Origin of the sequence: Brevibacterium picturae (genome assembly GCF_030453725.1) — a bacterium.
Lineage (GTDB): Bacteria > Actinomycetota > Actinomycetes > Actinomycetales > Brevibacteriaceae > Brevibacterium > Brevibacterium sandarakinum_A.
Window position 1 is genome coordinate 1 of record NZ_JAKDJU010000170.1, and the last position, 6448, is coordinate 6448.

Below are 6448 nucleotides of genomic sequence, written 5' to 3' on the forward strand. Positions count from 1 at the left end.
CCATCACCGTGATCAGCCAGGACAGTCGCGTCAGCCACCACCACGGCGATTCGATCTCGGGCAGCAGGATTCCTGCCGATGGAAGGTCGTCTCCGAATGAGACACCGGCCACCAGCTTCGCGCCGAAGCCGAGCACCCCGATGAGGACGATGACGATGGGCATGTGCCACAGGTAGACCTGAATGCCGTAGGTGTTGCCCCAGCTGATGACGCGCTGCCAGACGCGGGCTCGATAGTCGCGCGCACGCCCTGTACTTTGTCGCCCACCGGACACAATCTCGTTGAGCCGCGCATGGCTCAGTCGCAGGATGCACATCTGCGCCACTCCCAGCAGCACCAATGCACCTGTCGGCGGGTTGAGATTGACGAGCATGTTCGGGCTGTAGACCCCGACTCCGACGAGCACTCCGAGCGCCACCAGGGCGAGAACCATGGTGGTCCACGCGAACCCGACCCGCACAGGACGATGAATGGCATCGGCATAGAAGAAGCCGCACTGCTGAATCAGGGGCCAGACGAACAGGAAGTTGAGATAGCCCAGCCCAGTCACCCCCGTGAGTGCGACAAAGGTGTCGACGACGATGACGGCACCTGCGAGTGCTGCGATCGTCCGCCTCGGCGCCCTTTCGTGGAAGTGCACCGCCAACGGCACCAGTGATGTCAGTCCGACATAGACGGCGAGGAACCACAGAGGCTGGCCGATACGTGTACTCGCCTCTGCGAGCAGGCCGGTGGGCACTCCCAATTCTGAGGCGATGGACAGGCCGACGCCGGCAACGCCGATGAGCACGGCGACCGGGATGACGAGGCGTCGCAGGCGAGCGCGAATGTAGTCGGCCCAGGTTCCTCCGGTGGCCTGGGTGCGCCGCCAGCCGTTGATGGCGGCATATCCGCCGATGAAGAAGAACAGCGGCATGATCTGGTAGAGCCATGAGGCGACTGTGAAACCGACGGTTCCGGAGAGCGCCACGGTCGGCACCACTTCCCCGTCGGCCCCGAGGACCGCCCCACTCATCAGGGAATGCAGAATCACCACGACGACGAGGCAGCCGAACCGGATGAGGTCGATGGCACCGTCGCGGTGGGGAAGGTTGACGGCGGCCCGGTTCGCGGAGCGTCCGGAGGCTTCGGGCGCCCCCGGCACCTCGGGCACCCCAGGTGCTTCGGAACTCCCAGCGAAGGTGAGTGACATGATGACTCCTTGAACGGTTCAGCGGTGTGCGACTGAACCGAAGCTACGAGCGCGGTTGTCCTCGGAACATCACCTCCGAGTCTCGATCTGAGCGCCCTCAAGCACTACTTCCGAGTGAACCGCGCCTGCCCCATCCCGGACCATCACCCCCTCGACGGAGTGCAAGAATGGCAACGAGAGCATCACCCGATCAGGAATCCAGCAAACCGGGAAGCCCGAGCAAGGAGCACGAAACGATGACGACGATCGCCTTCGAGACAACCGACCTGCCCATCATCGGCGCACCGATGGCCGGCGGAACCACCACACCCGAGCTCACCGCCGCGGTCGCCCGAGCCGGCGGATTCCCCTTCGTGGCCGGCGGTTACCTCACCGCCGAGGCACTCGCCCCGCTCGTCACACGCATGCGGGAGACGACCGAGACTTTCGGTGTCAATCTCTTCGCTCCGAACCCTGTGCCCATCGATCGCGGTGCCTTCGACGCCTTCGCCTCGGCGCTCGAACCGGTCGCGGCCGATCACGGGGTCGGCGTCGACCCCGAACCCGTCGAGGACGACGATCACTACGACGAAAAGGTCGACTTCCTCATCGACAATCCCGTGCCCCTGGTGTCGATGACGTTCAACATCCCCACCGCCGAGGTGGTCGATCGTCTCCATTCCGTCGGCACCCAGGTCGTGGCCACCGTGACGACCGCCGCCGAGGCTCGCACCGCCGCCGAGCGCGGCGTTGACGCTCTCATCGTGCAGGGTCCTCGGGCTGGTGGGCATTCGGGCACGGCCGATCCGACGCGATCGATCGACGATCGTGCCACCGTCGACCTCGTTCGCGATGTCCTCGCCGAGGTGGATCTGCCGGTGGCGGCAGGGGGCGGGGTCGACGGCGCGGACGCCGTGGACGAGCTGCTGCAGGCCGGGGCGAGCGCTGTTGTCGTCGGAACTCTTCTGCTGCTGTCCGATGAGGCAGGGACTGCAGCCACTCATCGCGCCGCACTGCAGTCCGAGGACTTCAATGAGACACAGCTGACCAGGGCGTTCACAGGTCGGCCCGCTCGTGCACTGGTCAACGACTTCGTGCGCAAGTTCGATCCGATCGCGGTCGACGCCTACCCGGCGGTCCATCATCTGACGAAGACGTTTCGCGCCCATGCGAAGAAGAACGATGATCCGCAGGGTCTGCACCTGTGGGCCGGCACCGGCTATCGCAGCGCTCGGACAGGCTCCGCGGAGACGATCGTCAAGGAGCTCGGCGGACGGTTCTCTCGCAGCTGACCGCGCCGTAGGCCTCGCACGCGGGCACCAGCATGACTCAGATGACGCTGATGTCGTTCTGCGCGAGAAGTACGCGTGCCCGCCCGAACTTCCGGTCCTCGGAGAACAACCGCCACCTGTCGAGGAGGTCATGGTCGTCGACGAACGACTTGAATCGCCGAAACGCACCCTTGCCCTCGATGACGTTCTGTCCGCGTTCACGCAGCGCGGGCTCCCGCAATCTGTCGATGAAGTCGCTCATGTCCTCCCATGCCTCCCGCGTCTCGGATCGGGCGAAGCCCAACCACCTGTCCGGGTCGTTCTCGAGGTCGATGTCGTCACCGGAGTCCCCATACTCCACCGCAGCTGCGTCGACGACGTCACCGGTCTCGAGGTCGATATAGCCTCCGGTCGATTCGTCGGTCATTCCCTCGTGGATGTCCGAGAGCATCTCGATGTCGATGTCCAGGTCCAGACCGGGACCCGGTTCCCTCCGCAGTATGGCGAGCAGAGCCTCGGCGAGTTCACTGTCACCGGGGAAAGCACGGAACGTCAATCGATTGACCATGGACAGGGCAATCGGCTCGGCCCTCTCCCGCCGCTGTTCGAGTGCCATGGACATTCCCGCACCGAGCTGCTGCAGGGCCTCGTCGATGTGGCTGCCGGAGATCGCTGCGAGGAACCGATCGGCGTCCTTCGTCACCGTGGCCGCTCTGACCTCGGCATCGTCGACGAGAGGGGCCTCGACGGTGTTCGGCCAATTACCGTATACCATCGGATGCGGTTCTGACTGTTTGTGCGGTGGCGGAGCTGAGCCGTCGTCATCGGCCCAGCGTCTGCCGTACTGGTCGGGCATCGAGCCCCATCCCCAATAGGCGAGCGGCTTGGCCGGTTTGATGCCGATGACCTCGAGCGGATCCACCTTCGTCCGGTTCACGGTGCAGCGGTGGGTCCAGTCGTCGCCGAGGTCGAAGGTGAATTTGAATTCGTCACCTGCTTTCACGGTCTGTGCCACTTTCACTCGCGCGAAGTCGAGAACCTCCTGTACGGGTCCGAATGCCGAGTTGCCCAGTTCCGGGCCGTTGAACTCATCGGTCAGCATGCGTCCGTCGCGCAAGGTGAACACCGATAGGTGAGAATGGTCCCACCGGGCGAATGCCACGTTGACCGCTTCAGCCAGGTCCTCGAACGTGTGTGATGGTCCGACGGCGAACGTTCGCCCGGGCCAGGGCCACAGCTCGGTTCCACCGCCTCCGAGCAACTCGACATTGATGGACAGCCATGTTTTCGCCATGGATCGAGTATGACAGTTTGCCGTTCGGGCGGGAAGCTGCTCGGGCAGGAAGTGTCCGCGCGCGGCTTCGGTGGTCGTTTTGGTCGGATCGGACAATGATTCTTCAGCCCAAAACGACCACCTAAGAAGGCTTCGAGCGTGGCTGCGGCACTCGGGCACTCGGGCGCTCGGAAATTCGGCGCTCGGGCACTCGCGACTGCTTCACCCGCCGGCGACGACCAGTCCGGATTCATAGGCTGCGACGACGATCTGGGTGCGATCGCGCAGCCCCAGCTTCGACAGGATCCGGGAGACGTGGGTCTTCACGGTCTGCTCGGCCAGGAACAGCTGCTTGGCCACCTCGGCGTTGGCATGGCCTTTGGCCACCAGCGACATGACGTCGATCTCACGGTCGGTCAGCTGGCCGAGGACGGCGGTGTCCTTGGCCACCTTCGGACCGCTGACGTACTCCGAGATGAGACGTCGGGTCACCGACGGTGCCAGCAGCGACTGCCCCTCGGCGACCACACGCACAGCCGTGATCATGTCCTCGGCCGTGGCATCCTTGAGGAGAAACCCGCTGGCCCCGGCACGCAGCGCGGAGAACACGTACTCATCGGCGTCGAAGGTGGTGAGCATGATGATCTTCGGGTGCTCGCCGGGCATCGAGAACACCGCCCGGGTGGCATCCAGACCGTTGAGCCTCGGCATCCGGATGTCCATGAGGATGACGTCCGGCGCGGTCCGCCGCACGAGGTCGACGACCTGCGAACCGTCCTCGGCGCTGCCGACGACACTCATGTCCGGCTGTGCATCGAGGAGGGCGCCGAATCCCTGTCGGACCATGGCCTGGTCGTCGACGATGGCCACGCGGGTCGTCTCGGCTGACGGCGGTGGCACCCCGTCGCTCGCGATCGATCCCGGAGTGGGACTGGGCGTCGCCCCCGGAGTGGACCCCGATCCCGGAGTGGGACTCGGAGTGGGACTCGGCGTGGACCCCGCCCTCGATGCTCCCGAACTCGCCCCTGGTGCTCCTGAAACTGGCATGGTCTCACGCTACCCGACCGGCACCGTCGGCGGCCCTGAAAACCGTGACAACTCGGCGATCACATCCTCGCCGGCATCGATTTCATCCGAAAGTACCACTCCCCCGTCCGCACAATCACTCCTCCGTATGATGCGCCCCATGACACCGTGTCCTTAGCGTGCACACCATGATCATCACCGCGATAATCCTCGCCGCTCTCGCAGCCTTCTGCCTGGCGCTCGGCACGCACTTCCAGCAGTACGCCGTGGCCACCATGGCGCCCGGACCCAAACGCCGAGCCACATGGATCACGGGCCTGGGCCTGGTGGGCCTGGTCACCGTCCTCAACGTCATCGCTCTGGGACTCGGCCCCGTCGCCATCGTCCAGCCCATCGGCGCGATCTCCCTCGTCTTCGCCGCCCTCATCAGCCGCCGGTTCTTCGGTCTGGCGCTGGGTGCCCCACTGCTCATCAGCATCGGGGTGACGATGTTCGGAATCTTCGCCTTCGTGACCACCTCGGCGCAGTTCTCCCACGAACTCGTCGCCACCCAGGAATCGGTGACCTGGATGCTGGCTATCCTCGTCGCGCTCACCGTCTTCGGCACACTCTTCGCCTTCAGCACCGCCGGGCACATCCCACGCGTCGTCATGACCGGCATCATCTTCGGCACGGTCGCGGCCGCCACCCATGTGCTCGCCCGCACGGTCGTCGCAGGCGGACTGCCCGGATTCGACCTCCTGGGCGCGCGGTGGTGGATGGTGCTCGCCGCGGTGGGGCTGGCCTCGGCGGTGGGATTCTGGCTGGTCCAGACCGCCTACGCCTGCGGACCTGCTGAGACGGTCCTCGCGGGACTGACCGTCATCGACCCGATCGTGGCAGTGGTGATCGGTGCCGCCTTCTTCGGCGAGTACACGGGCCTCACCCCCATGGCCATCGGTCTGCTTCTGGCTGCCGCGGCCGGAGGAATCGGCGGAGTCTGGATGCTCTCACAGTTCCATCCCCGCGTCCTCGACGCGAAGACCCCACACGACCGTCCGTCACCAACGGCAGCACCTGCGTTCAACGGCTCACCCGTCCCATCGGAACCGTCTGCGCACGCCATGTCGAGCGCCCGAACACTCACCCGAAAAGAACAAGGTACCCGATCATGAACCAGTCCTTCGACTCCCCGCACATCGCTACGTCCACCGACGCGCACATCGATGCGCCCCCGCGGCCGAGCACGTACCCTGAGAACGTGTCCCGTCCCGCAGACCCCCTGACGCAGCCGCACCCTCACCGGGCCCCGGAACCCACCCGGTCGTGGTGGTCGCGGATGTGGCACAACATGGGCCGCGACAGCGTCCTCGTGCTGCCCGGCTTCTTCATCTCCCTCATCGGCTTCGTCGTGCTCATCACACTGTTCTCGGTCTCGATCGCTACTCTCATCATCTGGATCGGCGCCCTGCTCCTGCCATTGACGCTGTTCGTGGCGACCGGTTTCGCGAACCTCTCGCGTGCCCGCGCCCGGCAGTGGGGAGCCCCCATCGCCGAGGTGGTCCGCCGTCCCCGTGGAAGCGGAATCCGCGGGTGGATCGGTGCCATGGCCGAGGGCCGCCGGTGGCTCGATCTGCTGTTCGAGGCCGTGTTCGCCCTGCCGATCCGTCTCTTCACGTTCTCAGTGGTGGTGCCCTGGTTCATCGGAGCCCTGGGCGGGCTGACCTA

At 65.4% G+C, this 6448-nt stretch carries 6 protein-coding genes; 3 read left to right on the forward strand and 3 right to left on the reverse strand.

Annotation, left to right across the window (positions count from 1 at the left end; genetic code table 11):
• Window positions 1–1192 (reverse strand): acyltransferase family protein (locus L0G76_RS13205; RefSeq protein ID WP_304357639.1); only part of this gene is annotated, 1192 nt, incomplete at its 3' end.
• Between the two features lie 167 nt (window positions 1193–1359).
• Between L0G76_RS13205 and L0G76_RS13210 the strand changes: the two genes are divergently transcribed.
• Window positions 1360–2463, forward strand: coding sequence for a nitronate monooxygenase (locus L0G76_RS13210; protein ID WP_304357640.1), 1104 nt, complete (start codon window positions 1360–1362; stop codon window positions 2461–2463).
• 37 nt (window positions 2464–2500) lie between these two features.
• On the opposite strand, the gene L0G76_RS13215 is transcribed toward L0G76_RS13210, so the two are convergent.
• Together L0G76_RS13215 and L0G76_RS13220 are read right to left on the reverse strand one after the other, a co-directional pair.
• On the reverse strand, window positions 2501–3736 hold the full coding sequence (locus tag L0G76_RS13215) for a UPF0158 family protein (RefSeq protein WP_304357641.1): 1236 nt from the start codon (window positions 3734–3736) through the stop codon (window positions 2501–2503).
• Between the two features lie 201 nt (window positions 3737–3937).
• A complete protein-coding gene (locus L0G76_RS13220) occupies window positions 3938–4585 on the reverse strand; it encodes a response regulator (protein ID WP_304357644.1) in 648 nt (215 codons plus the stop codon).
• 344 nt (window positions 4586–4929) lie between these two features.
• Here L0G76_RS13220 and L0G76_RS13225 point away from each other — a divergent pair, with 344 nt between their 5' ends.
• Both L0G76_RS13225 and L0G76_RS13230 read left to right on the forward strand, forming a co-directional pair.
• Window positions 4930–5895, forward strand: a complete 966-nt coding sequence (locus L0G76_RS13225; protein ID WP_304357642.1) for a DMT family protein — start codon at window positions 4930–4932, stop codon at window positions 5893–5895.
• A partial coding sequence (locus tag L0G76_RS13230) for a sensor domain-containing protein (protein ID WP_304357643.1) occupies window positions 5892–6448 on the forward strand: 557 nt, incomplete at its 3' end. The genes L0G76_RS13225 and L0G76_RS13230, both read left to right, overlap by 4 nt.

Coding starts and splice junctions, on each gene's coding strand:
- L0G76_RS13215 (WP_304357641.1), bottom strand. CDS start 3,736: ATGGCGAAAACATGGCTGTCCATCAATGTCGAGTTGCTCGGAGGCGGT.
- L0G76_RS13210 (WP_304357640.1), top strand. CDS start 1,360: ATGGCAACGAGAGCATCACCCGATCAGGAATCCAGCAAACCGGGAAGC.
- L0G76_RS13225 (WP_304357642.1), top strand. CDS start 4,930: ATGATCATCACCGCGATAATCCTCGCCGCTCTCGCAGCCTTCTGCCTG.